This is a genomic window from Streptomyces sp. NPDC058257 (assembly GCF_042881845.1).
In the GTDB taxonomy this organism is placed as follows: domain Bacteria; phylum Actinomycetota; class Actinomycetes; order Streptomycetales; family Streptomycetaceae; genus Streptomyces.
In genome coordinates this window covers 1-22,309 of sequence record NZ_JBHVXJ010000013.1, presented here as the reverse complement: position 1 = coordinate 22,309, position 22,309 = coordinate 1, and the positions used below count along the sequence as shown (strand labels likewise).

17 protein-coding genes are annotated in these 22,309 nt (G+C 71.4%); 6 read left to right on the top strand and 11 right to left on the bottom strand.

The window, feature by feature from the left end:
* Nucleotides 1–373: winged helix-turn-helix transcriptional regulator (locus ACFVXC_RS27550; protein WP_389910092.1), on the top strand; the 373-nt coding region annotated here is incomplete at its 5' end.
* Between the two features lie 3 nt (nt 374–376).
* Here ACFVXC_RS27550 and ACFVXC_RS27545 read toward each other — a convergent pair.
* Complete coding sequence (locus tag ACFVXC_RS27545; RefSeq protein WP_389910089.1) at nt 377–1,450, bottom strand: phosphatidylinositol-specific phospholipase C domain-containing protein; 1,074 nt, start codon at nt 1,448–1,450, stop codon at nt 377–379.
* A 281-nt stretch (nt 1,451–1,731) separates the two neighbouring features.
* Between ACFVXC_RS27545 and ACFVXC_RS27540 the strand changes: the two genes are divergently transcribed.
* Nucleotides 1,732–2,223, top strand: a complete 492-nt coding sequence (locus ACFVXC_RS27540) for a DUF3574 domain-containing protein (protein WP_389910086.1) — start codon at nt 1,732–1,734, stop codon at nt 2,221–2,223.
* 25 nt (nt 2,224–2,248) lie between these two features.
* Here ACFVXC_RS27540 and ACFVXC_RS27535 read toward each other — a convergent pair whose 3' ends face one another.
* A complete protein-coding gene (locus ACFVXC_RS27535; RefSeq protein ID WP_389910618.1) occupies nt 2,249–4,096 on the bottom strand; it encodes an FUSC family protein in 1,848 nt (615 codons plus the stop codon).
* Between the two features lie 405 nt (nt 4,097–4,501).
* Here ACFVXC_RS27535 and ACFVXC_RS27530 point away from each other — a divergent pair, with 405 nt between their 5' ends.
* On the top strand, nt 4,502–5,170 hold the full coding sequence (locus ACFVXC_RS27530; RefSeq protein ID WP_389910083.1) for a hypothetical protein: 669 nt from the start codon (nt 4,502–4,504) through the stop codon (nt 5,168–5,170).
* Nucleotides 5,171–5,283: 113 nt separating this feature from the next.
* Here the strand turns inward: ACFVXC_RS27530 and ACFVXC_RS27525 are convergent, their stop codons facing one another.
* The 3 genes from ACFVXC_RS27525 to ACFVXC_RS27515 form a co-directional block, all read right to left on the bottom strand.
* On the bottom strand, nt 5,284–7,362 hold the full coding sequence (locus tag ACFVXC_RS27525; protein ID WP_389910080.1) for a restriction endonuclease: 2,079 nt from the start codon (nt 7,360–7,362) through the stop codon (nt 5,284–5,286).
* 309 nt (nt 7,363–7,671) lie between these two features.
* Nucleotides 7,672–9,222, bottom strand: coding sequence for an SWIM zinc finger family protein (locus ACFVXC_RS27520; protein ID WP_389910078.1), 1,551 nt, complete (start codon nt 9,220–9,222; stop codon nt 7,672–7,674).
* Nucleotides 9,219–12,236, bottom strand: a complete 3,018-nt coding sequence (locus ACFVXC_RS27515; protein ID WP_389910075.1) for a DEAD/DEAH box helicase — start codon at nt 12,234–12,236, stop codon at nt 9,219–9,221. Before ACFVXC_RS27515 ends, ACFVXC_RS27520 begins: the two co-directional genes overlap by 4 nt.
* A 166-nt stretch (nt 12,237–12,402) precedes the next feature.
* Between ACFVXC_RS27515 and ACFVXC_RS27510 the strand changes: the two genes are divergently transcribed.
* Nucleotides 12,403–12,858, top strand: a complete 456-nt coding sequence (locus tag ACFVXC_RS27510; RefSeq protein WP_389910072.1) for a RidA family protein — start codon at nt 12,403–12,405, stop codon at nt 12,856–12,858.
* A 43-nt stretch (nt 12,859–12,901) separates the two neighbouring features.
* Here ACFVXC_RS27510 and ACFVXC_RS27505 read toward each other — a convergent pair whose 3' ends face one another.
* The 3 genes from ACFVXC_RS27505 to ACFVXC_RS27495 all read right to left on the bottom strand — a co-directional run bounded on the left by ACFVXC_RS27505 (nt 12,902) and on the right by ACFVXC_RS27495 (nt 16,443).
* On the bottom strand, nt 12,902–13,915 hold the full coding sequence (locus ACFVXC_RS27505; protein WP_389910615.1) for a glycoside hydrolase family 6 protein: 1,014 nt from the start codon (nt 13,913–13,915) through the stop codon (nt 12,902–12,904).
* A 321-nt stretch (nt 13,916–14,236) separates the two neighbouring features.
* A complete protein-coding gene (locus ACFVXC_RS27500; RefSeq protein ID WP_389910070.1) occupies nt 14,237–14,965 on the bottom strand; it encodes an aspartate/glutamate racemase family protein in 729 nt (242 codons plus the stop codon).
* Nucleotides 14,965–16,443: an NCS1 family nucleobase:cation symporter-1 gene (locus ACFVXC_RS27495; RefSeq protein WP_389910068.1), complete on the bottom strand. Its 1,479-nt coding sequence runs from the start codon at nt 16,441–16,443 to the stop codon at nt 14,965–14,967. Before ACFVXC_RS27495 ends, ACFVXC_RS27500 begins: the two co-directional genes overlap by 1 nt.
* Nucleotides 16,444–16,603: 160 nt before the next feature.
* On the opposite strand from ACFVXC_RS27495, the gene ACFVXC_RS27490 reads away from it, so the two are divergent.
* Nucleotides 16,604–17,263 carry a GntR family transcriptional regulator gene (locus ACFVXC_RS27490; RefSeq protein WP_389910066.1) on the top strand — a complete coding sequence of 220 codons (660 nt, stop codon included), beginning with the start codon at nt 16,604–16,606 and terminating at the stop codon, nt 17,261–17,263.
* A 237-nt stretch (nt 17,264–17,500) separates the two neighbouring features.
* Here ACFVXC_RS27490 and ACFVXC_RS27485 read toward each other — a convergent pair whose 3' ends face one another.
* Genes ACFVXC_RS27485 through ACFVXC_RS27475 form a run of 3 tightly spaced genes read right to left on the bottom strand, consistent with a single transcriptional unit; the run spans nt 17,501 to nt 21,602 of the window.
* The gene (locus tag ACFVXC_RS27485; protein WP_389910063.1) at nt 17,501–18,700 is read right to left on the bottom strand and encodes an MFS transporter; all 1,200 of its coding nucleotides are present in this window, start codon (nt 18,698–18,700) and stop codon (nt 17,501–17,503) included.
* Nucleotides 18,697–20,226 (bottom strand): YfcC family protein, encoded by a 1,530-nt coding sequence (locus ACFVXC_RS27480; RefSeq protein ID WP_389910060.1) that lies wholly within the window; start codon nt 20,224–20,226, stop codon nt 18,697–18,699. The genes ACFVXC_RS27485 and ACFVXC_RS27480 overlap by 4 nt, the downstream gene beginning before the upstream one ends.
* Complete coding sequence (locus tag ACFVXC_RS27475; protein WP_389910057.1) at nt 20,223–21,602, bottom strand: M20/M25/M40 family metallo-hydrolase; 1,380 nt, start codon at nt 21,600–21,602, stop codon at nt 20,223–20,225. The genes ACFVXC_RS27480 and ACFVXC_RS27475 overlap by 4 nt, the downstream gene beginning before the upstream one ends.
* Nucleotides 21,603–21,833: 231 nt before the next feature.
* Between ACFVXC_RS27475 and ACFVXC_RS27470 the strand changes: the two genes are divergently transcribed.
* The gene (locus tag ACFVXC_RS27470) at nt 21,834–22,256 is read left to right on the top strand and encodes an RNA-binding S4 domain-containing protein (RefSeq protein ID WP_389910054.1); all 423 of its coding nucleotides are present in this window, start codon (nt 21,834–21,836) and stop codon (nt 22,254–22,256) included.
* The last annotated feature ends 53 nt before the right edge of the window (nt 22,257–22,309 follow it).

The window sequence follows — 22,309 nt, the reverse complement described above, 5'->3', positions numbered from 1 at the left end:
CGGGGCCCCGGTGGGCTCGCCTCCCAACTGGGGGGCGGCGCGTCTCCACCCCGGCCCGGCGGGGGGGGGGGGGGGGCGCGGGGGTTACCCGCCCCGCCCGGCCCGCCACGAGTACGTACTGACACCCGCGGGCCAGGAGCTCTACGGCACCGTCCTGACCCTCATGACCTGGGGCGACCGCCACCGCTCCGACGGCGAAGGGCCGCCCCTGCTGCCCGTCCACGACACCTGTGGCCACCCTGCCGAGCCCCGCGTGACGTGCGCGCACTGCGGAGGGGAGCTGACCGCGGGGACGGTGACGCACACGCCGGGCCCCGGCGGGCGGACGGCGCCGGGGACGGCGCTTGTGCACACGGTGCTGCCCGCGGGCTGAGCCTCAGCCGCGCGGGACCACCGTCGAGAGCACTCCCGGCAGCGGATACCAGTCCGACGACACGATGGTGGCGTTGCCGCGCGCGAGCAGGGCGACGCGGTCCCGGGCCTGGGTCTCGGTCGCGTTCACGGAGTCGATGGCCGGGGCGACGTTGTGGGCGTCGGACATGACGACCAGATAGCGCCGGTCGGCGTACCACTTGGTGTCGATGGTGCCGCCCGCGTACTTGGACGCGTCCCCGTCGAACAGTACGAACCAGGGCCGGATCGCCGCGTCCGTGTACCGCCCGCGCGGGTCGCCCGCCTCGGCGCCGAGCACGGCGGGGAAGGCCGCGGCCTCACCGAGGCGCCCGGCCGCCGCGAGGTCGCGCAGATGCGTGGCGTACTCGCGGTCGGTCCACAGGGTGTCGAGCGGGTTGTTCTGCTCGACGGTGCCGGGAATGAGCTCGACGATGAACTTCCCCGCGAGGGCGCTCCGCTGGGGCCAGCCGTCACTCCGTACGGCCTCGTCGAGATTGGCGTGCCCTGCGGTGAGCTGTCCTGGGCGGTAGACGGCGTCGCCGAGCTTGCTGGTCAGGAGGGCGTCAAGGTCGGCGGGTCCGCGACCGTTCTTCCCCTGGAAGCCGTCCTTCAGCTCGACCTTCAGGAGGATGGGCCGGTGGCCGGGGTGGGCGTCGTGCCAGCTCTTCATGTCCGAGAGGCAGCCCGCGAAGCTCTGATCACGCGATTTGGTGCGCAATTCGGCCGGGCTCGTGGCGTTCTCGCAGTTGCTGTCGTTGCCGACCGGGTTACTGTGCGAGACCCGCCAGCCGCTGCCGAACACATTGGTCCACACGTCGAGTTCGAGCATCCCGGCGCCCGAGTCGAGCGCGTCGGCGAAGTACGGGAACTTCGACTTCTCATAGGCGTTGTGGACGCCGACACCGGTGGTGGAGGCGTACGGCGACTGCGGCGCCGGATCGTTGGCGGCGGACGCGGAACCACTCGCGGACCCGGCGGTTCCGAGCGCCAGCGCGCCGGCCGCCGCGACCGCCATCGCGAGGCCTGTCCCTGTCCCTGTCCCTGTACGTGCCCTCATGTCAGCTGTCCCCTCCACCGCTCCGGTCAATTCTGATGAAACGTATGGGAGTTGAGTGGCGTATGGGAAGACGGCGATTTACGGCAGAGGAGAGATATCCAGCCGTGCGGCCACGAGGGAAAGGGCGGGGGTCGCGGCGAGTCCGCTACCGTCTGCGCCGGTTATGGATCAACGTACTCAGAACACCGTCCGCTCGCGGAACCCGTAGAAACGCCCCGTAGAAACACCCCGTAGAAACTGATCTGCCCCCGCGGAACAGCCACAGAAAGGGATCAGCCCCCATGCCCCTCGCCCTCTCCCGCATCTCCCGCACCCGCCTCGCCGTGACCGCGTCCGTCGCCGCGGTGCTCGCCGTCGGCGCCCCGGCCGCGTACGCCTCGCTCGACACGGACACGACCACGCGCACGCCCGGCACGACCACCACGACCCAGGTGTCGCGGGGCGACGCCTATACGGAAACCCGCCTCCTCTTCGGGACCGAACGCCCGGACGGCGGACCCGATGTGACGGACAAGCAGTTCATGAAGTTCATCGATGTCGAGGTGACGCCGTCGTTCCCCGACGGGCTCACCGTGCAGGACGGCCGCGGCCAGTGGCGGGACTCGAACGGCAAGATCGAGCGGGAGCGTTCGTACGAGCTGATCCTGCTGTATCCGACGTCGCGGGCGCACAAGAGCGACGCCCTGATCGAGGAGATCCGCGAGGACTACGTGAAGAAGTACGCGCAGGACTCGGTGGCGCGGCTCGACGACAGGCTGCGCGTGGACTTCTGAGGCGCGCTCGCGCCGTCCGGGTCGGTCAGGCCACCGCGGTGAGCTCCGCGAGCAGCGCGTCGATGCGCTCCGCGTGCCGCCGCGGCAGGCGGCCCGTGTCGTCGACGTGCACCGCGCAGGCGGTCGTGGTGTCGACGAGGCGTTCGAGGGTGACCGCCACCTGCTCCGAGCCCGCGGAGTGCCGCGCCAGGGTGGGGAGCTCGGCGGCCGCGAGGTCGATCGCGGCACGGGCCTCGGCCAGCGTCCGGTAGGCATCGCGCCGCAGGGCCCAGCGGGCGGCACGGTGTTCGGCGTCGGCCGGGCCACCGTCGCGGGCGCCGCTCAGGACGTGGCGCAGGTAGGCGTGCGCGGACTCACGGGCGGCGGACAGCCGGTCCTGTACGCGGCCGCCGCGCTGCACCGGCCAGGGCAGATGCCCGACGAGCAGGACGATCCCGCAGGCGAGCAGCGTCTCGCCGATCCGCCCCCAGGAGGCCTGCGGCTCGCCGCCCACCATGACGAGGGCGAGGACGAGGACGGTGACGACGGCGGTCTGGGCGGCGAAGTGCCGGGTGGCGACGGGGATCAGCGCACCGCACACGGCGACGACGGCGACGAGCCCGGCGGGCCGCGGCAGCAGGGCGGCGAGCCCCGCGAAGAGGACGGCGCCCAGGACGGTGCCGAGGGCGCGGCACAGGACGCGCGAGACGAGCGGCCCGAGGTCGGGCTTGACCAGGAAGACGGCGGTGGCGGGCAGCCAGTACCAGTGCGGGTGGTGCAGGGCCTGCGCGACCGCGGTGCTCGCCCCGAAGCAGAGCGCGACCCGCACGCCGTACTCGCGCCCGCCGGGGCCGATCGCCGTGCGCAGTACGTCGACGGGGCCGCGCCCGCGCCCGTGCGGGGGCCTGGCGGTGCCGCCGTCGAAGGCCTCGGCGGCGTGCAGCAGCGCGTCGTCGAGGGCACGGAGCCCGGCGCCGGAGCGGGCGGGCGCGGGCAGCGGCCCGCAGGGAACGCCGTCGCGGATGGCCGCGGCGAGGCGGCGCGGGCCCTCGCCGGCACGCTCGGGGAGCGGCTCATCGGCCCAGGCGAGCGCCGTCGCCGCCTCGCCGAGCGGCAGCGCGGCACGGTACTGCGCGTGCAGCCGCCGCTCGGCCGCCGAACTGGCGCGCCGCCGAAGACGCGGCCCCGAGAGGGCGTCCTGTGCCTGGTCGAGTGCGGCGGTGAGGGCGGCACGGCGGGCGGTCGAGTCGGGGGTGCCCGCGGAGTCCAGGAGCGAGGCGACAGCTTCGTACACGGCGCAGACGGCGGCACGCTCGCCGTCGAGGCGATAGGGAAGTCCGCCACCGGCACCGCCACCGGCCCACCCGTTGCCGGGCGAGGGCGAAGGCAGCAGGAGTCTCAGCAGGAGCAGCCACCCCGCCCCGGCGAGAAAGAACAGCGCGCGCTGCCACCCGGGCTCGGGCAACGGCATCCCGGCCCCGATGGCGGCGGCGACGAGCAGCTGCGTGCCGCCGGCCGAAGCGACGGGCCCGACGGCGCTGAAGGCACCGGCGAGCAGGCCGAGCACCGCGAACAGCAGGGGCAGCGGATACGACCCTCCGACGCGATCGGCGACGTAGGCGCCCAGGAGCATCCCGCCCGCGCCCGCGAGCGCGGGCGCCCCGAGCCGCCGGACGGCGACACGCCGACTCCCCGGCCTGTCGTTGATCCCGGCCAGCATGGCCCCGAGCGCGGCCACAACCCCCAGGGAGACCCGCCCGGCGACCACACCCGCGCAGAGCGACGGCCCGGCGGCCAGCGCACCCCGCACCACGGCGTGCCACGGCACGGGCCCACGCTGCGTACGCAGGGCATGACCGAGCCAGGGCGGAAGGGAAGCTGCAGCGCGCGGGATCACCGGGTTCACATGCTCCTGTCGTCATCGGAACGGGTACGCGTTCGGAACAGGTACATGTTCGGAACGGGTACGTATACCGCCGGACGACATCGGCCTGGGCTTGTGGTCAACGGTAAACGGTGTTCTTGGAGAGGAAGGAACAGACGTATTTCCGTGATGTGACGCTTGGTGGGCGTCCTGTGAACAACCGGATCGCGCCAGGGCCTAGTTGTCCGGCTCAAGGCGCTGAAGAGCGAACGACATCGCACCGCTCACGGCGGCAAACCGGTCAGTCAGCCCGAGGCGGCCCTGCGCGTCACGGCGTACGCCGCCCCGCCTGTGTCCCGAGCATCCCGCGCCGCGACGCGGAGTCAGCCGCCCGGTCGCACGCGGTGGCCGCCGAAGCGAGATCATGCGGAGACGATGAACAGACCCAAGAGGGCGGATTCGGTGGAACACCTCGTTCCTGAACAGGCGCTTTCCGCGTACCAACAGGCCCTGCGGGAGCGGCTCCTCGCCGCTCCCGTGGTGCCCGCGCCCGAGCCCTGGCGGCTCGTCTTCGGATACAAGTACGGCGTCCCTGTCGGCGGACTCCTCGGGATCGGCTTCGCGTCGCACCCGGAGAGCGGCCATGACCTGGTGATGGTCGTCTCCCATGACGGTCACGGTCTCTTCGACGCCGTCACCGGGGAGAAGATCGCCAGGGACCGCGACCCCGACGACGAGGACAGCACCCCCGACGCGGTCGCTGATCTGACCTGCCCCGGACTCGGACCGATCGCAGGCAGCCGCGTACGCATCGCAGGGCTCTTCGGCGGAGGGCTGCACACCACTACAGAGGACGGCTGGACCCTGGAGGCACTCACCCCGTCCTGGCCCAACGATCGTGTGATCCTCTCGGGCGACGGCGGACTCCCCCACTCCGGCCCGCACGGAGAGGAGTGGTGGCACATCTTCCACTCCACGTACTCGGAACTTCGAGCCTTCGGCTTCTCTCCGTCCGGAGAGACGATCGCCGTCGCGACGAGCAGTGACGTATCCCTGTGGACCCGCCGCCCCGAGCACAGCGAAAGCCGCAGCCCTCAGCCCTGACCGGCCAGCGACGCGGGCCCGCGACCACAGGACCCGAAGGTCTTCGGGCACGGCTCGACCTGAATCATCAAGCCGTGTTCGCAGACCTCGCCTATTGCCCCAGGCTGATCTAGTCACTGCCCCAGGCTGATCCAGTCCACGTCGATGCCGTAGTCCTGAACGAGTTCCTCAAGGCCGCCCCGGTAGCCCTTGCCGCCAAGGACGAACTCCCAGTCCCCACTGGCCCTTTTACGGAAGGAACCGAGTACCAATGCGGTTTCGACCGGTCGTCCGTCCGAGACCTCAAGCCGTCCCAGCTCCGACATCGCCGGATCGAGCAGCCGGATGCGGGCGTCTGTGAAGCCGGAGAGATCCGCGTCCGGGTTGACCTCCGGATCGATGGCCGCCACCAGCACGAACCGATCGGCCTCCGCCGGCAGCCCGTCGAAGGCGACACAGATCGCGGCCTTGTCAGGTCCCGCCGCGGGAAGGGCGCGCACGGAGCCATCGGGAGTCTGTGGGTTGTTGTAGAAGACGAAGTGCTCGTCGCTGAGGACGCGATCGCCATGACAGACGAGCGCGCACACGTCCAGGGCGACGCTTCCGGTCCACGACATTCCCAGGACGTTGTAGTCGTCCGGGAGCCGAGTGTTCGGCTCCGGAGGGGTCGGCTGCGGTGAGGTCCGACGACCGCCCTCTCCCAAGCGTCCGCGCAGTCCGTGACGGTGCAGCAGGTCGACGAGTTCCGTGCCCGAGATGAGTTCCAGCGGCTTGCCGTTGGCGAAGGTATGCGAGCCGGGGCCGAACCCGGACGTCGTCACCAGGACGCCCTTGTTCGCGCCGGCGCCCTGCGCGGTCCCGTACAAGTCACGCACGGCGGTGGGCGGCACCGTGTTGCGGTAGCGCTTCACCTGTACGACGATCTTGCCGCCTCGGATGGGTGCCGGATCCAGCGCGTCGACGTCCACCCCGCCGTCGCTTGAGCGCTGGGTCGTCACTGCCTGCATCCCCATGGCGCGGAAGAGGTCAGCGACGAGATTCTCGAATTCCACCGGATCCATGTCGTACAGGTCCGGTTCGTCATCGCTGCCGTGGGCGACAACGCGGTTCCCGACGTCTTGCGGCCGACGGCTCGGCCGTACCGGTGTGAGTTGGTCCGGCCTTGTCGAGAGCTGCCCCCTCAAGGCCCCGGCCAGGCAACTGCCCGCATCCACCTGCGCCAAGCGCAGGTCACGGAACGAAGTGCGTGAGGCCATGACCGTCGCGAGGAAGATGTGGCCCGGTCGGCCCGTCGTGGGGTCGTGCCCATCGACGAATCCGTTCAGGGCCACGGACTCCAGCGCACCCTGTTCGTCCGCGGCGAAGAGCTCGTGCAGGACGAGCAGCATGCACTGCGCGAGAACCTCCTTGTACAGGGCCCGACGCTGGCTTTCCGGGCGGGGGGATTCCTTGTCCTGGTCGATCCCGAACATGTACCGGACGGACTTGATCGCGGGGACGATGTCGTAGGCGGGCAACTCCCAGTCGAGCACCAGCTGGCGGGCAGCGGAGTCGTACGCCGCCGCTACCTGTCGCGGGAAGGCTTCAGGCCACGCCGTCGACGAGAAGAGAGCAGCCGAGAAGTACTCGACCGCGGAGTCGGGGTCTCGGCGCGTCACGCCTTCGGATATCGCGACCACGCCGGCGTTGTGCTCACGCACCTCGGCCAGCTGGGAGTCGACCCACTGTCGGTACTCACCCTGATACGCGGCCAGTTGCCGCTGTCGGTGAGTCTCCGCCGCTTGTGCGGCCCGCAGGTCCTGTTCGAACCGCGCCCGCGCCTCGGCCTGCGCATTGGCCCGGCGACTCGCGGTCCAACCACCCTGGGCTTGGTACTGACCGGCATCGGGCATGGGCGTCGGCTGCGCCAGCGCCCCTGGAGCGAAGGGCGGAACGTCCTCGGCCCGCATGAGTGAGGAGTCCCTGAAAGCCGGAGCGTCGCAACCTGAGGCAAGAAGGCTCTGCAGTGCTGCTACCTCCGCGTCCAGATCCTCCGTGCGACGCAGCGCGTCCGCCTGCCTGTACTCGCGGTGGCTCTGAGCAGCTCGGCGCTGGTAGGCCCGTGCTTGCTGCGCTTCTTGCCTCCGCTGTCTGGCCTCGGCTTCCGACTGGCGCTGCTGCTGGCGTTGCACCTCAGCCCACGCGCCGACAAGACCGGTAGAACGACGACTCATTTGCTGCAGGCCCTCCCCAGGACATTGGCAGCCGAAGGACACTTCGGTTGTCCCCACAACCAACTGTGACGAGACGACTCTATCCAGCAACTGACGCTACGCATATGCATTCGTCAAAGGCGGGATGGAGATCCAACGCCCCAGGTCAACTCCCAGAAGCCAACCAAGAGCGCACCCCCCTCGCCCCCCACCCATAAGTCGGTGGATCGCAGAAAAGTCCCGCCGCCACGCCGTGAACCACGGGGTGGCGGCGGGACTTTTCTGCAAATGGCGTCGGCGGCCGCCACCCGGGGGGGGCCTTGTGGTCGGTCAGGGGGTGATCAGGTCTGTTACCGCGCCTACCGGGTCCTCGTCCGGCTCTCCCTCCGGCCACCAGTCGTCCTGTCCCGGCTCGCTTCGGTACGGGTACCAGCGGCCGTCCCGGCCGTAGCGGAGCTGGAGGGAGCCGGAGGCGTTGGTGAGGCGGTTGTGGTGGATCGTCATGCGGGGGAGGTCCGCGGTGATCAGGGCGCCCCGGGCCCGGTCGAAGGGGCCCGCCGGGGGGTCCCAGGGGGATTCGAGGAGCGCGAGGCCCTCCTCGCCGCCCTGGCGCCAGGCCGCCGCCGCTCGGGAGAGGTCGGCGGGGGTGTGGTCCACCGCCCTTGCCAGTTCGGCGAATTGGCGGCTGAAGCTGCGGCGGCCCGTGAGGCCGGGGTGGGAGGCGGCCAGGCGGATCGCGTCGTGCCAGGGGTCGGTCGCCGGGAGCGGGTTCGCGCCGGTGGTCAAGTACGCGTGAGCCCTGTTCGCCGCGTCCGTGGCCAGGAACTCCAGGGATGTGGGGTCGGGGGCACCCGGGAGGGAGGGGAGGAGCGGGGGCTCGCCCGGGTGGGCGGGGGGTGCGAGCGGGGGTGGGAGCGGCGGACGGCGGTCCGTTGCCAGGACGTCGCGGGCCAGGGTGCCGGGGAGGGATACGCCGGTCGCACCTGGTGACTTGGCGGCCTGCTCGCGGGCCGCCTGGTGCGCGTTGCGCTGGGCCAGCTCGTCGAGCAGCACCTGTTCGTCTCCGCCGCGCAGGAGGAGGAGTACGAAGGGGTCCGCGTCCAGCAGCCTCGCCGTCTGGTAGGTGAGCGCTGCCGCGTGCTTGCAGGGGCGGCCGTGGTCGGGGCATGTGCAGGACGGGACCAAGTCGCCTGAGCCTGGGAGGAGTTGAGTGCCGGACTGGTCCGCCGCCGCCACCAGTGCGTGCGGCATGTCCTTGTCCAGGAGCGCCGCGATGTGTGCCGGTTCGGTGGCCACCGCGTCCAGGAAGCTGTCCCAGTCCTCCGGTGTGAGGGTGCGCATGCGGATCTCGGCGCGGTAGGGGCGGGGGCGGCTGCCGTGTACGTAGGCCACGATGCGGCCCGGTGCGACCGTGATCGTGTCGACGTGCCCCTCACGGGCGTAGGCCCGCCCGCGCGCCAGGCGCCCCGCGTCGAGCGACGTCCCCTCCAGGGCGCCGATCCAGGCGTTGCCCCACCAGGAGGTGGCGAACGGGGCGTGGGGGTCGGGGTGTTGAGGGAGCGGGGGGAAGACGCGGCCGGTGTTGTTGGCGAGGCGGGCGGCGGTCATCCCGGCACCGCCGGTCGCCCCTGTCGCCCCTGTCCTGCCGGTCGCCCCTGTCGCCCCTGTCCTGCCGGTCGCGCCCGTCGCCCCCGTCCTGCCGGTCGCGCCCGTCGCCCCTGACCTGCCGGTTGCCCCTGTCGCCCCTGACCTGCCGGTCGCGCCCGTCGCGCCGGTCGCCCCTGTCCTGCCCGTGCGGCGGTCGGCGCCGCCCGTGCGACTGGAGCCGCTCGCCCCTGTGCGGTCGGTCCGACCGGTGCCGGCGCCGCTGTCGCCCCTCACGCCATCCTCCGCAACGACACCAGATCCGCCAGCTCCGCATCCGAGAGTTCCGTCAGCGCCGACTCGCCGCCGCCCAGTACCGCGTCCGCCAACGCCTGTTTAGCCGCGAGGAGTTCGGCGATGCGGTCCTCCACCGTGCCCTCCGTGATCAGGCGGTGGACCTGCACCGGCTGGGTCTGGCCGATGCGGTAGGCGCGGTCCGTGGCCTGTTCCTCGACGGCCGGGTTCCACCAGCGGTCGTAGTGGATGACGTGGCCCGCCCGGGTGAGGTTGAGGCCCGTGCCCGCCGCCTTGAGGGAGAGGAGGAACACCGGGGCCTCGCCCGACTGGAAGCGGTCCACCATCTCTTCCCTGCGCGGGACCGGCGTACCACCGTGCAGGAGTTGCGTGCCGATACCGCGCCGCGACAGATGCGATTCGAGGAGGCGCGCCATCTCCACGTACTGCGTGAAGACGAGCACCGCGCCGTCCTCCGCCAGGATCGTGTCCAGGAGCTCGTCGAGCAGTTCCAGTTTCCCCGAGCGGGAGCGGCCCCCGCGTGTCGCGATCTCGCCGTCCTTCAAGTACTGCGCCGGGTGGTTGCAGATCTGCTTCAGCGCCATCAGCAGCTTCATGACGAGGCCCCTGCGCGCGATGCCCTCGGACGCCTCGATGCGGGCGAGCGTCTCGCGTACGACCGCCTCGTAGAGCGATGCCTGTTCGCGGGTGAGCGTCACCGGGTGGTCCGTCTGCGTTTTCGGAGGCAGTTCCGGGGCGATGCCCGGGTCGGACTTCTTGCGGCGCAGCAGGAAGGGGCGGACCAGGCGTGCCAGGCGCGCCATCGCCTCGTCGTCCTCGCCGCCCTCGACCAGACGGGCGTGTCGTGCGCGGAACGATTTGAGGGGGCCGAGGAGGCCCGGCGTCGTCCAGTCCAGCAAGGCCCAGAGCTCGGAGAGGTTGTTCTCGACGGGGGTGCCGGTGAGGGCCACGCGTGCCGAAGAGGGGATCGTGCGCAGCGCCTTCGCCGTCGCCGCGTGCGGGTTCTTGACGTGCTGCGCCTCGTCCGCGACCACCAAACCCCATGCTTGGGCGGCGAGTTCGGGCGCACTCGTACGCATCGTTCCGTACGTCGTCAGGACGAAGCCGCCCTCGATGTCGCCGGTCAGGCTGCGGCCCGTGCCGTGGAAGCGGCGCACCGGGACGCCCGGCGCGAACCGCTCGATCTCCCGCTGCCAGTTGCCGAGGAGCGACGCCGGGCAGACCACGAGGGTCGGTTCGGGGCGGGCCCGGTGCAGGTGGAGGGCGATCAGGGTGACCGTCTTGCCAAGGCCCATGTCGTCGGCGAGGCAGCCACCGAGGCCGAGCGATGTCATCCGGTCCAGCCAGGCCAGGCCCTGGAGTTGGTAGTCACGGAGGGTCGCGGCGAGCTCGGGCGGCGGAGCGACGGGGTGCAGGTCGCCGGTCAGGCGTTCCCGCAGCCGGGCCAGGGCGCCGGTCACATCCACCTCGACCCGCTCGCCGTCCACCTCCGCCGCCCCGGTCAGCGCGACGGACAGCGCGTCCACCGGGTCCAGGAGGCCGAGATCCCTTTTGCGGGCCTTGCGTACGAGTTCGGGGTCGACCAGGACCCACTGGTCACGGAGGCGTACGACCGGGCGGTGCGCCTCCGCCAGGATGTCCATCTCCGCCTCGGTGAGAGGGTCCTGACTCCCGGCCCCGGCCCCATCGCCGTCTCCGTCACCGTCACCGCCGCCGGAACCAAGCGCCAACTGCCAGCGGAACTCAAGGAGTTGCTCGGTCTTGAAGAAGTCGAAGTTGTCCGCAGCCGTGCCGGGTGCGGGGCGCACGACGGCCGTCGCGGTCAGTCCGCGGATCAGTTCCCTGGGCCAGTGGACGGCCACCCCCGACGCGCCGAGCCGGGTCGCCGCCACTCCGAGGAGTTCGTACAACTCGCCCTCGCTCAGCGGCAGTACATCGGGGCGCGGCCGTTCCAGGAGGCGGGCCAGCGGTGACCATACGCGGGCCGCCCGCCGCACCGCGAGCAGGGTGTCCACGCGGGCACGCGGGCCGAAGTGGTCGGCTCCGGACCAGAGTTGGGCCGCGTCCGTGACGAGAGTGGGGTCGGCGAGGCTGTGCACCTGCACGACGGCCGCCGCCGGGCTCGCCACGCTCTCGCCTGAACCGCCGTCCCGGTCACCGGACGTGGCGTCGCGCACATCGTCCGAGGCCCCGTCGAACACCTCGTGCGCCTGCAGGTCGAGCCGCAGCGACACCCGCACCCCGGCGTCCATCCCGGCCGCCGCCTCCGCGGCCCATTCCCGCGCGCCCGGCAGCCGCTGCGGCTCGCGCGCGGCGAAAGGCGCGCCAACCGCGTGCGCCGCGGCTGGCGTACGCGGCAGGGTGTCCACCACCGCGTCGACGAAGGCCCTGACCAGGGCGAGCGGCTCGGGAAGCAGGAGGGGCTTGCTGCCGGGCAGCGGTACGGCGTGCGCCTCCGCGGGCAGCGCGGCGGCGATCGCCCGCAGCTGCGTGACATCGGCGGCGTCCAGCGGCCCGGCCCGCCACGCGTCCAGGTCGCCGCCGGTCAGGCCGGGCAGCAGCCTGCCCCGCGCGGCCAGGTGCAGGGCGTGCCGGGCGGCAGCGGCCCAGCAGGCCACCGCGGGGTGCGCGGGCCCGGCGCGCAGCAGGAGCGGGGCGGCTTCCGCGACCGGCAGGATCAGCGCGGGGACGGTACGCGTACGGACGCCCTTGCCGTGGGGGCGTACGACCGCGATCTCACCCCGCGTCGCGCCGGGCAGCTCCCCGCCCTCATCGGGCTCAGACCCGGCCCCAGCCCCGGCCCCAGCGCCGAAAAGCCCGGCGGGCGGCTCTCCCTCCGGCGCCCAGAACGCGATCCGCCCCTCCCTCGGCACCTCAGCCGGCAGGAAGACAGCGGCACAGGAGCGCACCAGCTCCCCGAACCGACCGGTAGGAGGCAGGGACGGGGACGGAGGCACGGCGGTGGCGGCATCAGTGGCCGCGACAGCCCCTGCCATCACGTTCACCACACCGCTCACCCTCAGTCACTGGCACATCATCCACATCATTCCCGCACGCCAGCCTAGGCCAGCGGCCGGGTCACCCGCCCCGGGACGGGTGCCTGCGGGACCCCGGGCGAAATCCGGATGCGCCGGGCCGCCCGCCTCCCGCAGGATCAGGCCCATGCCCACCACTCACCGCACCGTCGTGCCCACCCTCTTCCCGCCGCCCGGATACGCCCATGCCGCCCTCGTCGAGGCGGGCACCAAGCTCGCTTTCATGGCGGGCTCGGTGCCGCTCGATCCCGAGGGGAACCTCGTCGGGGAAGGTGACGTGGTGCGCCAGACCCGGCAGGTCGTCGACAACCTCGACGAGGCCCTGCGTGCGATCGGCAGCGACCTGACGCAGGTGGTGGCCAGCACGGTGTACGTCGTGAGCGACGAGCCCGGCCCGCTGAGCGAGGCGTGGGAGGTCGTCCGCGCCTCCGACCTGCTCGCGAAGGGGCCGCACACCTCGACACTGCTCGGCACCACGTGTCTCGGCTACGCCGGTCAGCTGGTGGAGATCACCGCCACGGCCGTGGTCCCGGACGCCGTGGTCCCGGAGGCCGCGACCCAGGGGGCCGCGACCCAGGAGTAGGCCGTCACCCAGGAGTAGGCCGTCACCCCCTGGTCAGAGCGCTTCAGCCCCGCGCCCTGCTCGCGAGCCCAAGGGCGTACTGCGGCCACCACTGCCCCGCCCGCGGCCCGCCCCGGCAGGTTCCGTCGGACTCGCCGGGGCGCTTGATCCACAGGTAGGCGTCGAGCGCGGGGACGCCGGTGGCGGTGGTGGGCGGGGTGCCGAGGGCGCGGCCGGGCGGATTGCACCAGGCTTCGCCACCCCCGCCGGTATAGGGCCCGTTGCCGTTGCGGCTGCTGTCGACGACGAAGTGCTTGGCGCCGCCGAGTGCTCGGACGAGGCGTTGTCCGTACGCCGAACTGGCATCGTTCGTCTGGTAGTTGGACACGTTGACGGCGAAGCCGTCGGCCTTGGCGATACCGGAGTATCGCAGCGGGGCGACCAGGCGGTTCTCGTCGGGGATCCAGCCCGAGTTGCCCGCGTCGAGATAGACCTTGGTGTGCGGGCGCGCCTTGATGCGGTGGACGGCGTAGGCGAGAAGGCCGTACCGCTCGCGGGCGTCGGCCTTCGCGCAGCCCGCGATCTTCTGCGCGACGGCGTCCGGTTCGACGACGACGTACGCGGCGCGGTCACCGATGCCCGCGGCGAACTCGTCGATCCACCGCCGGTACTCCCCCGCGCTCCCCGCCCCGCCTCCGGAGTAGTCACCGCAGTCGCGGTGCGGGATGAAGTACGTGACGAGTACCGCGGTCCGGCGCGCCGCGGCCGCCGCCTCCGTGGCGGCGCGGACCACCGGGCCCGGCCCCGGGCTGTGCAGCCACACGGCTTGCGGGCGCCCGGCGATGCGCTCGATGAGGCGGGCGTCGGCGGTCCGGCCCTGGCGTCGCCACGCGGTGGCCTGGCGGGCGGCGTCGCTGCCCGGCTCGACCCAGAAGGCGGCGCCGGGGGCGGCCGTGGCCGGTTGGGCCGCGAGAGGGGAGGCGGTGGGGGCCAGCGGGGAGGCGGAAGGCGCCAGAGCGGAAGCGGCGGGCGCCAGAGAGGAGACGGAAGGCGCCAGAGCGGAAGCGGAAGGTGCCAGAGCAGAGACGGAAGGCGCCAGAGGGGAAGTCGCCGCGGGTGCGGGCCCTTCGTCGTCGCGCGGCGCGGCACCGGCCGCCTCCGCGCCACCGGACGCCGCCGCGCTCAACAGGAGCGCGGCGGCGAGAAGCCGGGCGAGGCGGGGGCCGGCACCCCCAGGGCGGGGACGGGCTCGGCCGGGTGATCGGAAGGGCGGCTGCGACACCGGGCACCTCAAGTCGCTCGGCACCGGATGGGCCCGGCGCATTCCCCGGAGTCTGCGGTCGCCGGGCCCCCGCGGGGCCTCGTACACCGCCGGTCAGGCGGCAGATCACCCGAAGAATCACTCCGACGGCGGCGCCCAAGTGCGAGTCTTCGGCAGGGGTTTGGCGTAACCACCGGCGCGGCTCGTGGTCAGACCGAGTCCGACGAGCGACTCGGCGAGCTTCACCGCGGCGGCCACCCCGTCGACCACGGGCATGTCGAGGGCGGCACCGACCTTCTCCTGCAGCCCGGTCATCCCGGCGCAGCCGAGCACAAGGACCTCGGCCCCCGCGTCGCGGGCCCGCTCGGCCGCGGCGAGGAAGGCGCGGACGGTGGCCTCGGAGTCCCCGAGGTCGAGGACTCCGAGCCCGGTTCCGATCACGGCGGCGCAGTTCTGTGCGACGCCCGCCGCGTGCAGGCTGTCCTCGATCTGGCCGCGCGCCCGGTCCAGGGTGGTGACGACGCCGTACCGGCGGCCGAGGAGACAGGCCAGATGCGCGGCGGCCTCGGTGATGTCGACGACCGGCACGTCCAGGAGCTCCCGGGCGCCCTCGCGTCCGTGCTCGCCGAACCCGGCCATGACCACGGCGTCGTACGGCTCCTGCTCCGCGCGCAGAGTTCCGCGCAAGGTGTCGAGGACGGCGGCCGCCGAGAGATAGCTGTCGAGCCACCCCTCGGCGGACTCCGGCCCCCAGGCGGGCGTGAGTCCGGTGATCGTGGTGCCGGGGGCTGCCGCGTCCCGGGCGCCGCGCACGATCTCCTCGGTCATCGCCTGTGTCGTGTTGCAGTTGGTGACGACGATGCGCACTAGCCCTCCACCGTGTCCGTGAGCGCCGCGGTCCGCTCGGCGCGGCACAGCACGGCGTAGAGCAGCGCGGCCGTGGCCGTGCCGATGAACCAGGAGTACGGCGCGACGTAGTCGAAGAACGGCACGAGAGCGCACACGGCCGCGAAGCCCGCCGTCGGCACGAAGGCGGCGAGCGCCTTCGGGTTGACGCCCTTCTTGTAGTAGTACGCCGATCCCGGCTCGGCCTTGAAGAGCGCTTCGGCGTCGATGCGCCCGCGCTTCACCCAGAAGTAGTCGACCGCGATGATCCCGAACAGCGGCCCGAGGAAGGCGCCGAGGCCGCCGAGGAAGTAGTTCACGACGGTGGGGTTGGAGTAGAGGTTCCACGGCGTGACGAGGAGCGCGGCGACCGTGGAGATGATCCCGCCGATCTTGAAGGTGATCCTCTGCGGCCAGACATTGGCCAGGTCGTACGCGGGCGAGACGAAGTTGGCCACGATGTTCACGCCCATCGTGGCGACGGCGAAGGTGAGCGCCCCGAAGATCAGCACCCAGGTGTTGCCGATCTCGGCGACCAGTTCGGCGGGGTCGGTGATGGCCTTGCCGAAGACCTCCAGGCTGCCCGCGGTGACGATGACGGAGAGGATCACGAAGGCCGTGGAGTTGATGGGCAGACCCCAGAAGTTGCCGCGCTTGACGGTGCGGTAGTCGGGGGCGAAGCGCGAGAAGTCGCAGAAGTTGAGCATCAGCGTGCCGTAGGTGGCGAGGATGAGCCCGATGGCGCCGAACCACTGCCGCACCTGCTCACCGGTGGAGACCGGGTTCGGGGTGCTGGTGAGTGAGATGGTCCAGCCCGCCTTCCAGAGGATCCAGACGGCGAGGGCGATCATCACGACCCAGATGGCGGGCCCGCAGAAGTCCTGGAACTTCCGTACGGATTCCATGCCTCGGGTCATGATCAGCCCCTGCACCAGCCAGAGGGCGACGAACGAGCACCAGCCGAGGGCGTGCAGGCCGAGGAAGGAGTGCTCGGTCCAGGCGTCGAGCCCCGGGAAGGCGGCGATCAGCATGACGTTGACCGCGATGGAGGCCAGATAGGTCTGGATTCCGTACCACATGATGGCGATCACGGCCCTGATCAGGGCGGGGATGTTGGCGCCCCAGACACCGAAGCTGATGCGGCTGACGACGGGGAACGGCACGCCGTGGCGCTGGCCGATGCGCCCCATCATGTTCATCCCGACGTAGATGAGCAGGAAGCCGACGAGGAGCGAGGTGAAGATCTGCCAGACGTTGAGGCCGAGGACGAGCAGACCGGCCGCGAAGGTGTAGTTGCCGAGGTTGTGGACGTCCGACATCCACAGGGCGAAGAGGTCGAAGACCTTCCACTTGCGTTCGGCGGAGGGGGCGAGGTCTTCGTTGGTGAGGCGGGGATCGGGCACGAAATCGGTCGCGGCGCCTGGGGTGTCGGCGGCGTCGGCGCGCTGGGTGAGGGACACGGGGCCTCCTGCGAAGGGGGACGGAGGTGCGGCGCGCTTTGGTATACCAAAGTTTGGTATACCAAAGATTCCGTCATGCTCCCGCCCCCGATGGCGCCCGGCAATGTCCGTACGGTTACGAATCGGTAAATCGATGCGGGGTTCGGCAATGATGGACACCATGACGACCGTGGAACAGCCGCTGGCCGCCGTACGTGAACGCGTGCTCGCCGGGCTACGGCAGGAGATCATCGCCGGACGCCTCGGCCCGGGCGACCGCCTGGTCGAACGGGAGCTCGCCGAGCGCCTCGGGGTGTCCAGGGTCCCGGTCCGCGAGGCGATCCGGGCCCTGGTCGCCGAGGGCTTTGTCACCTTCGAGACCCCGCGCAGAACGGTGGTCCGCCGCCTCACCCGTACCGACGTGACCGAACTCTTCGAGCTGCGCGAGGCGTTGGAGGTGTTCGCGGCGGGGCGTGCGGCGCAGCGCGCCACGGAGGAGGGCCTCGCGGAGTTGTCCGCCCTGCTCGACAGCGCCGCGAAGGCGACGCGTACGGCGGACGCAGAGGCGATCACGGACATCAACACGCGCTTCCACGACCGCGTCCTGGCGATGGCGGGCAACGGACTGCTGACGTCGGTCATGGAGCCGGTGGACGGACGGCTGCGGTGGATGACGCGGCGGAACGAGGAGTGGACGCACCTGCTCGCGGAGCACCGGGAGTTGTACGAGGCGGTGGCCTCGGGGGATGCGGAGCGGGCACGGAGCGTGGCACTGGCCCATGTCAGGACCAACTACCGGTCGACTGTGCGGCATCTCTTCGGCGAGGAGGAACAGGACTAGCCCCCGGCCCCGCCCCTTCCCGAAAACCGCGCCTGCGCCCCGGACCTACCCGGACCTACCCGGACCTACCCGGGGCTCCGCCCCAGACCCCGTACAAGCTGTCCTCAACCGCCGCACAGGGTGAGCCCGTTCAGCCCGCCCGGCGATCGAGGACGAACTCGGCGAAGCCGGTGACGACGGTCCGCGAAGCCCCGGTGCAGCCGAACCGCACCCCGCCCGAACCCTGGCTCCGCCGCGCTACCCGGCCCGCAGACCCCGCATACGCCCGTACGCGTACACACACCCCGCGAGCGCCAGATCCGAGAGCAGCATGAAGCCGATCGAGTACGAGCCCTTGGCGCTGTAGATCGCCCCCATGACCAGCGGCGGGACGAAGCCTCCCAGGCCTCCCATCGCCCCCACGATTCCCGTCACCGAACCGACCTGCGCCTGGGGCGTCACCTGCGAGACGAGCGCGAAGACGGCGCCGCTCGCCGTGCCGAGGCCTGCCGCCATGACCAGGAAGCAGATCGTGCCGCCCGGGTTCAGTGACGGCTCGAAGGCCTGCGCGATGGCGAGGACCGCGACGACGGCCAGCGCGGACGAGGTGACCGTCGCCGGGTGGATCCGGTCGGAGAGCCAGCCGCCGATGGGCCGGAAGACGACCGTGACCAGAGCGAACCCCGCGGCCTTCGTGCCCGCGTCCGTGGGCGAGAGGTCGTACCAGGTCTTCAGGTAGGTGGGCAGGTAGACCCCGAAGGCGACGATGCCGCCGAAGCCGATCGCGTACAGCGCGGAGAGCTCCCACGTCACCCGTAGCCGGCCCGCCTCGCCGAGACGGGTGGCGAGGGGACTCGTCGGCACCGGCCGGTCGGGGTGATCGGTGATGAGCAGCGCCCCGACCACCGCGAAGGCGGCAAGTGCGATGGCCACGACCAGGAACGGCAGGTCGTCGCCGTGCCCGGCGATCCTCGGCGTGAAGTAGCCGGACAGTGCCACGCCTCCCATTCCCATCCCGAACACGCCGAGCGCGAAGCCGCGGTGCGCGGGCGGGAACCAGGAGTTGACCAGCGGGATGCCGATCGCGAACGTCGTTCCGCCCAGGCCGAGCAGGAAGCCGACCGCGAGCATCGCTGCGTAACTGCCCTTGGCCGGAATGATCAGCAGGACCGGCACGATGGTGAGCGCCGAGACGAGCGGGAACATCAGTTTGGCGCCGTAGCGGTCGGTCAGCGCGCCGACCGGGACGCGGCCGAGTGAGCCGACGATGACCGGCACGGCGACCAGCAGGGACTGCGCGAACGAGGAGAGGCCGAGCCGCTCACCGAAATCGCTGCCCAGCGGGGCGATCAGGTCCCATGCCCAGAAGGTGAGCGTGAATCCGATCGTGGCGACCACGAGATTGCGGTACGCGGCTGCCGAAGGCCGGGCCGGTGCGGCGGACAGGTTCGTTGTCATGTGAGAGCCGCTCCGAGCGCCACGAACGCGCAGATGAGTACCAACAGGATGGCGAGCAACGGCCAGACGAAGCGCAGGTACTTGTCGTAGCCGACTCTCGCGAGCGCGACGCCACCGATGGTCACGGCGGTCGTCGGCACCCAGAGGTTCATCCAGCCGCTCGCCGCCTGCCAGGCCGTGACGACGACCGAGCGGGAGACCCCGGCGAAGTCGGCGAGCGGGGCGAGGATCGGCATGGCGAGGGTCGCGTGGCCGGACGTGGAGGGGATCAGGAAGGCGAGCGGCAGGTTCACGACGAAGACGATGATCGCGAAGAGGCCGGAGGACGTCCCCTTCACCACACCCTCGATGGAGTGCAGGACGGTGTCCGTGACCTTCGAGTTGTTCATGATCACCGTGACGCCGCGCGCGAGCACGATCACCAGGGCGGGCGAGATGAAGTCGGCCGCGCCCTGGATGATCGTCGAGCTGAGCTGCTGCTCGCCCATCCGTGCCACACACCCGACGAGCGCCGCCGCGACGAGGAAGAGCGCCGCCAACTGCGGGAAGGACCAACCGAGTTCGAAGCCGTATGGCGTCGCGTCGGCCTTGCCCGTGAGCGCGCTCGACCAGGGCACCACGGAGAAGATCATGAAGGCGAAGACAAGGGCGACCAGGACGAGCACGGCCTTGTGCAGGCGCGTCAGCTCCGGCACCTCGCCCGCGTCGGACGCGGTCTGCTCGCGGTCGCCGGGCAGGAAACCGGTGAGGGAGCGTTCCGGGTTCTTCTGTACGCGCTTGGCGTAGCGGACGACGTAGGCGATGGTGACCGCGGTCAGGACGACCCACATCACGAACCGCAGCACGATGCCGTCGCCGAGGGAGATGTCCGCGGCGGAGGATGCGACTCCGGTGGCGAAGGGGTTGACGGTCGAGCAGAGCACGCCGATCCCGGCCCCCAGGATGATCGCGCCGACCGCGACCATCCGGTCGTAGCCGAGGGCGAGCATCAGGGGCACGATCAGGCCGTAGAAGCCGAGCGTCTCCTCCGCGAACCCCTCGACCGTGCCGAGTACGGAGAAGACGACCATCACGCCCGCGATCAGCATCGCGCCCCGCCCGCGCAGCCGGTGGGCGAGGCGGCCGATGCCGCGGTCGAGGGCGCCGGTGGCGAAGACGACGGTGATGAACGCGCCGATGGCGAGCACGAACAGGAACACGCCCGCGCTTCCGTACAGCTCACCGGCCATGTCCGGCCCGACGATGCCCGACTTCTGGTCCTGGACCCCGTACAGGCCGTTGACCGGTGCCAGGAAGAGGTCGTTGAGGCGGTCGACGAAGCTCTGACCCGAGTCGACGCGGTGGTAGCTGCCCTCGACGGGGGCGCCCTTGTCGTTGCGGTCGTAGGCGCCGGACGGGATGAGGAAGGCGAGCAGCCAGACGGCCACGGTGACGATCGCGAGGATGGTCAGGGCGCTGGGGAAGGTGAACTTCGGTTTGTGCTCGGGCTCTTCGGTGCCGGGTCGGTCGGTCGCGGTGGTACTCATGCGCCGCTCTCCCCGGTGGCGTCGGATGTGGCGTCGGAGCCGCTGAAGCCGGCGGCGTACTCACGCACGAAGGCGGCCATGGCGAGGACCGTGTTGCGCAGCTCGGAGAAGAGGACGCGCTCGTTCGGGGCATGCAGGTTGCACATGCTGTCCTGGGCGCCGAAGAGCAGGACCTCGGCTCCGGGTGCCGCCTTCGCGAGGCCATTGACCAGCGGAATGGAGCCGCCGGTCGCCACGAACGAGGCGTCCTTGCCCCAGGCCTCCTTGAGCGCGGCGCGGGCGGCACGGTAGGCGGGGCCGCCGGTGGCCGCCTCGTAGCCGGGTCCTGTGTCGCCGGGCGTGACGGTGAGGTGGACGCCGAAGGGTGTGAGCGAGCGCAGGTGCTGGACCAGCCTGTCCTGCGCCTCCTTCGCGCCCTGACGGGGATGGAAGCGGAGATTCAACTTGGCGCGCGCGTACGGCACCACGGCCGACGCGGCGTGTTCGACGCTTGGCGCGTCCAAGCCGATCACGGTGATCGCGGGGCCGCTCCACAGCCGCTCGCCCAGGCTGCCGCTGCCGATGAGCGGCACCCCCGCACGCACACCGGCCAGCGAGCGGAACTCGTCCTCGGTGTAGCTCGTGCCGCTCCAGTCCTCGCGCCGCAGCCCCTCCACGGCCACGTCTCCGTGTACGTCGTGGAGGGTGGCCAGGGCCTTGAGGAGCACGAGCAGCGCGTCGGGCGCCGCGCCCCCGAACTCCCCGCTGTGGCGCGGCTCGTCGAGGGTGCGCACCTCCACGACGACTTCGGACGCGCCGCGCAGGGCGGTGGTGAGGGTGGGCGTGCCGGGGCGGAGGTTGCCGAGGTCGGCGACCACCATGGCATCGCAGGCGAACCGCTCGGGATCGGTGGGCGGATAGTCGTCGAAGGCGCTGCCGTACTCCTCCTGGCCCTCGATGACGATCTTGATCCCGACGGGCGGCCTGCCGCCGTAGGCCCGCAGCATCCCCAGGTGGGCGATGACGTTGGACTTGTCGTCCGCGATGCCCCGGGCGCGCAGGCCGCCCTCGATCGGGGTCGGCTCGAAGGGCGGCGACTTCCACAGGCTCTCGTCACCGGGCGGCTGGACGTCGTAGTGGCCGTAGAGCAGGACCGTCGGCGCCTCGGGGGTCGGCGGCGGGATCTCCCCGTAGATCACGGGCGAGGTGTCCGGCAGGTCGAGCCGCTCGACGCTCGGCACGCCCGCTCCGCGCAACAACTCGACCAGCAGATCGTGCGCCTCGATGACCGGTGCGGCCGGGAAGCCGGGGAAGGCGATCGAGGGAATCGCGGCGAGCCGTTCGAGGTCGGCGCGCAACGTGTCCATCAGGTCATCGACGGTGGCTTCGAGCTTCATAGGCGGCACCCCTGGGTCTGATCTGGTCTCGTTCGGGCTGGTTCGGGCTGGTCCGGGCTGGTCCGGGCTGACCTGGTCCGGTCCGGGCTGGTCTGCATTCTGCTTTGTGGTGATTAGCCCGAATTATCAGACTCCGAGGCGAACGGTTTCCGAACGGCTCGCCGTGCGGGCGGGGATGCCGCACTGCTGCCGCACACGCCTGCCCGGCCGGGCAGGCACTAAAGTCGGGGCATGGCTTCGGAGACTTCTGGCGGGGACGCGGGTGCGGGCGGTGCCGCAGGCCCTGGGTCCGTGCGGATCGACGCCTGGATCTGGGCCGTCCGTCTGGTGAAGACCCGCCCCATGGGTGCGGCGGCCTGCAAAGGCGGCCATGTGCGGGTCAATGGCGAGCGCGTGAAGCCCGCTCATGGCGTGCACGTCGGCGACGAGGTGCGCCTGCGTCATGCGGACGGCCGCGAAAACGTCGTCATCGTCAAACGCCTCATCCGCAAGCGCGTCGGTCCACCGGTGGCCGTCGAGTGCTACGTCGACAACAGCCCTCCCCCACCGCCCCGCGAGGCGGTGGCCCCCGCCGGCGTACGCGACCGGGGAACGGGCCGCCCCACCAAGCGCGACCGCCGGGAGATGGAACGACTGCGCGGCTTCGAGGGTTAGTCACGACTGCGTCCCTGTGGTGAGGGCCCCACCCGACGTCGTCGGGTGGGGCC

Coding starts and splice junctions, on each gene's coding strand:
- ACFVXC_RS27545 (WP_389910089.1), bottom strand. CDS start 1,450: ATGAGGGCACGTACAGGGACAGGGACAGGGACAGGCCTCGCGATGGCG.
- ACFVXC_RS27540 (WP_389910086.1), top strand. CDS start 1,732: ATGCCCCTCGCCCTCTCCCGCATCTCCCGCACCCGCCTCGCCGTGACC.
- ACFVXC_RS27530 (WP_389910083.1), top strand. CDS start 4,502: ATGAACAGACCCAAGAGGGCGGATTCGGTGGAACACCTCGTTCCTGAA.
- ACFVXC_RS27525 (WP_389910080.1), bottom strand. CDS start 7,362: ATGAGTCGTCGTTCTACCGGTCTTGTCGGCGCGTGGGCTGAGGTGCAA.
- ACFVXC_RS27515 (WP_389910075.1), bottom strand. CDS start 12,236: ATGGCAGGGGCTGTCGCGGCCACTGATGCCGCCACCGCCGTGCCTCCG.
- ACFVXC_RS27510 (WP_389910072.1), top strand. CDS start 12,403: ATGCCCACCACTCACCGCACCGTCGTGCCCACCCTCTTCCCGCCGCCC.
- ACFVXC_RS27490 (WP_389910066.1), top strand. CDS start 16,604: ATGACGACCGTGGAACAGCCGCTGGCCGCCGTACGTGAACGCGTGCTC.
- ACFVXC_RS27485 (WP_389910063.1), bottom strand. CDS start 18,700: ATGACAACGAACCTGTCCGCCGCACCGGCCCGGCCTTCGGCAGCCGCG.
- ACFVXC_RS27480 (WP_389910060.1), bottom strand. CDS start 20,226: ATGAGTACCACCGCGACCGACCGACCCGGCACCGAAGAGCCCGAGCAC.
- ACFVXC_RS27475 (WP_389910057.1), bottom strand. CDS start 21,602: ATGAAGCTCGAAGCCACCGTCGATGACCTGATGGACACGTTGCGCGCC.
- ACFVXC_RS27470 (WP_389910054.1), top strand. CDS start 21,834: ATGGCTTCGGAGACTTCTGGCGGGGACGCGGGTGCGGGCGGTGCCGCA.